The 4043-nt window shown below is 67.3% G+C and carries 2 protein-coding genes; one reads left to right on the top strand and one right to left on the bottom strand.

The genetic code is table 11. The annotated features are described in order from the left end of the window. Nucleotides 1–1425: arabinofuranosidase catalytic domain-containing protein (locus AB0J09_RS58275; protein WP_360711770.1), on the top strand; the 1425-nt coding region annotated here is incomplete at its 5' end. A 389-nt stretch (nucleotides 1426–1814) separates the two neighbouring features. Here the strand turns inward: AB0J09_RS58275 and AB0J09_RS58270 are convergent. Next, nucleotides 1815–3149 carry a PHB depolymerase family esterase gene (locus AB0J09_RS58270; protein ID WP_360711767.1) on the bottom strand — a complete coding sequence of 445 codons (1335 nt, stop codon included), beginning with the start codon at nucleotides 3147–3149 and terminating at the stop codon, nucleotides 1815–1817. Between the last annotated feature and the right edge of the window lie 894 nt (nucleotides 3150–4043).

Below are 4043 nucleotides of genomic sequence, written 5' to 3'. Positions count from 1 at the left end.
GCGATGCTTGCCACGATGCTGGCGACCGCGCTGACCTGGACAATGCCGGCGTCGGCTGCGTCGGCGCCGCTGGTGAGCGCCGCTTCGGGACGTTGTCTGGACGTCAAGGGCAATGTCGACACGCCGGGCGCCGGGCTGGATATCTGGGACTGCACCGGCATGGCCAACCAGTCGTTCGAGTTCACCGCCGCGGGCGAGCTGCGGACGTTGAACGGTACGCGGTGCGTGGACGCCTACGGAAACCAGACCGCACCCGGCACGCCGGTGATCATCTGGTCGTGCAACGGTCAGGCCAACCAGAAGTGGCGGCAGAACTCCGACGGCTCCATCACCGGCATCCAGTCGAGCCTGTGCCTGGACGTCAACCAGGCCGGCACCGCCAACGGCACCGCCGTCATCCTGTGGACCTGCAACGGGCAGGCCAACCAGAAGTGGAACACCACCACTGGTCCCTCCGGTGGCACGCGCCCATGCGACATCTATGCTTCGGGAGGTACGCCCTGCGTGGCCGCGCACAGCACGGTTCGGGCTCTCTACGGCTCGTACAACGGCAACCTCTACCAGGTCAGGCGCTCCTCCGACAACACGACCAGGAACATAGCTGTCCTGACCGCGGGCGGCTCCGCCGACGCCTCCGCCCAGGACTCGTTCTGCGCTGGTACCTCCTGTGTCGTCACCGTCGTCTTCGACCAGTCCGGGAAGGGAAACGACCTGTGGTACCAGGGATCGAGCGTGGTCCCCGGCTCACCCCAGAGCAAGCCCGCGACCGCGACCTCCGAGTCGCTGACGGTCGGGGGGAACAAGGCGTACTCGCTGTACATCAACCCTGGCAACAGCTACTGGAGGGACGGCCACCTGACGGGTGTCCCGACCGGCAGCGCGCCCGAGGGCATGTACATGGTGACCAGCGGCACGCACGTCAACAGCGGCTGCTGCTTCGACTATGGCAACAGCGAGACGACGCGTAAGGCCGACGCCGCTGGAGCGATGGACGCGATCAACTTCAGCAGGCAGTGCTGGTTCGGCGGATGCTCCGGAACCGGCCCCTGGGTCCAGGCGGACCTGGAGTGGGGGCTGTTCCCGGGGGGCAGCCAGTCCTGGAACCCGAACCAGCGGGCTTTCACCAGCAAGTTCGTCACAGCGACGCTCAAGAACAACGGGACGTCGCGATTCGCGATCAAGGGGAGCGACGCGCAGTCGGGCGGCCTCTACACCCTTTACGACGGCTCGCTGCCCTCGGGATACAGCCCGATGAAGAAGCAGGGGGCCATCGTCTTGGGAAGCGGCGGTGACTGCTGCAAGCCCGACGGCGGCGCCAACCTCAGCGCTGGAACCTTCTACGAAGGAGCCATGGTCTCGGGTTACCCGTCCGACGCGACCGAGAACGCGGTGCAGGCCAACATCGTCTCCGCCGGCTACCGCTGATCCGGGCCGCTCCCGATCCACGAACCCGCGGGCGGCGCCTTCATCAACTCGAACGTCGGCCCACTGATTCCTCACGAACCGGTGGCCGACGTTCGGGCAGGTGCGAGAGGCGGTTCGGAACCACCTCTCACGTACATGACAACACGCCACTGACATGAATGATCACGAGACCCAGGCGCGGGCGAAACGATTCGGCGCTGGACATCCTGGGATTGATTCCGACCCGCCCGTAGAGCTGAGCCGCTCGCATGTGAGCACAACATCCCCTAGTGAGGAGTCCGAGATGAACGTCTGCAGGCGGCACAGAAGCCGCCGCGGGATCGCCGCGCCCGGGTAAGACGCCGAACCGAAGTTTCGTGATCACCTTCCGGATTGCGGGCCGCGGTGCGTCAGGTACGGGTCCAGCGCTGGTTGGCGCCGCCGTGGCAGGTGTAGAGCTGGAGCCGGGTGCCGTTGGCGGTGCCCTGGCCCACGGCGTCCAGGCACAGCCCGGACTGCACGCCGGTGATGGAGCCGTCGGAGTTCACGCGCCATTTCTGATTGTCTCCGCCCCAGCAGGAGTAGATCTGGATCCCGGCACCGTTGCCGGTCCCGGCCGCGTCGAGGCACTTGTTGCCATAGACCCTGATCTCGCCGGCCGAAGTGGCGGCCCATTGCTGGTTGTCCCGCCCGTTGCAGTCCCACAACTGCACCGCGGTGCCATCCGCGGTGGCGGCGTTCGGAACGTCCAGGCAACGTCCGGAACCCACTCCCCTGATCGGCCCGGTGCCGTCACCGGGCACGGTGGGAGTCGACGTCGGAGTTGACGAGCCGCCGTCCAGCCCGAAGAAGCGGATGGCGTAGACGGCCATCCCGGCGTGCGGCAGATCGTGGCCGGCGCCGGTGATGGTGTACGCCTCGACCTGCCCGGAGCCGAAGACTCGCCGAGTCCATCCGGATTGCGGGCTGTCAGTGGAGGCCGGAGTCTGGGTCAGTCCGTGCACGTTGGTCCACTGGTCGACCTCTTCCTGCAGCATCGTGTACGGCAGCACGGAGTCGGCGGTGCCGTGCCAGGCCATCACGCGCGGCCGGGGCCCGGTGTAGCCGGGGTAGGCGTTCCTGACCAGGTCGCCCCACTGCTGCGGCGCCTTGTCCCCGCATCCGGCGGGCCCGAGGCAGCCGTAGGGAACTCCGGAGAACGGCGCGCCGGCCTTGAACACGTCCGGATACGTGGCGAGGAGGTTGTTGGTCTCCATCGCGCCGGAGGAGAACCCGGTGGCGAACACCCGCTCCGGGTCACCGTTGTAGCGCTGCAGCACGTAGGCGGTCATGGAGACGATCGACACCGGATCACTGCCGCCACCGTGGCGCAGGGCCTCGTTCGACCACACGTCGAAGCAGTTCGACATGCCGTTGGCGCTCTTGTTCGCCTGCGGGTAGATGACGATGAAGCCGTACCGGTCGGCGAGCGAGGCGAACTCGGTGCCCTGGTGGAAGCCCGGGGCCCAGCCGTTGCAGCCGTGCATCGCCACCAGCACGCCGGGGCGGGAGGCCACTCTGTCGGGGACGTAGAGGTACATCCGCAGGCCGCCGGGGTTGGCTCCGAAGTTCGTCACTTCGGTCAGAGCCGCTGCCGACGCTCGCGGGGCAACGGTGAGGAACATGGACAGTGCGGCGGCCACGACAGCGATCAGAGCCGCCACGCCGGCTCCGATGGTGGCGTACGCCCTAGGACGCGGTTTCATTCGCTGCCCTTCTCTTCACGTGTTCGGCCTCTCTGTGGGGGCTGCCGTCTTGGCGGTACGCATCGGACGGCCCCTCCCTCCGAGTCGCCGACGCTCGCGAGCCGACTGCGCCGATACGGGACGGGGAGCGGCCACGGAGCGTCCGGCGGCCTGGTGAGGCGAGGACCGCAGGGTGTGGTGCCTGTGCGGATCTCGCTCGGCTGCGGTCGTCAGCGCGTGCTCGGCCAACGCCAGTTGTTAGCGCTAACAAGCAGCTTGCTCGTCGAACTCCTCCTCGGAGGGCCGGTGGGAGGTGGTGGCGCAACGGAGCAAATACGAGACAGAAAGGTAATGTCAAGAGTCCCCGGATCGCCAGCGGATCAAAGGAGACGGCGGCCGAGCGCGCTCACCTGGCGTTTCCCGGGCAAGGCCGGAGTCGATCGACGAGGGTGTCGCCATGAAACTTTCACCTGAAGTCCCGCACGGCCAGCCAGGCCGAAACTTTCAGGCACACCAGATCGACCATGGTGCCACTCCAAGGGGCATAGCGTCGACGGGCGTCGCCGAAAGTTTTCACTACTTCCTTGACAAGTTTCGGCGAGATTCCCACACTGAGTCCCCGAGGCGATCTCCCTGTCAGATCGGTGGTGCGCGACAGGGGCCGCCGTCATGACGCCCTTGTGGTGCGCGTTCCCCGTGAACGCGGCGTCGTGTCCTGCGGGTGTTCCCGCACGCTCCTATCCGATGATTTGCTTATGGAGGCTCAGGCATGCGCGTCACCGCCACGTCCCCACCTGCCACCCGACGGCCGCTCGGCGGGCGCCGCCGGGCGCTGATCGCCGGCGCACTCGGCGCACTCGGCCTGATCACGGCGCTGACGGCGCCGCTACCAGCGGAAGCCGCGGCGAGCACGCT

The sequence above is a fragment of the Nonomuraea sp. NPDC049784 genome, assembly GCF_040659615.1.
In the GTDB taxonomy this organism is placed as follows: domain Bacteria; phylum Actinomycetota; class Actinomycetes; order Streptosporangiales; family Streptosporangiaceae; genus Nonomuraea.
The sequence above is the reverse complement of the archived record's forward strand: the minus strand, read 5'-3'. Positions and strand labels throughout refer to the sequence as shown.

What these genes read in the sequence shown, in the direction of transcription:
- AB0J09_RS58270 (WP_360711767.1), bottom strand. Translation starts at nt 3,149, where the DNA reads ATGAAACCGCGTCCTAGGGCGTACGCCACCATCGGAGCCGGCGTGGCG.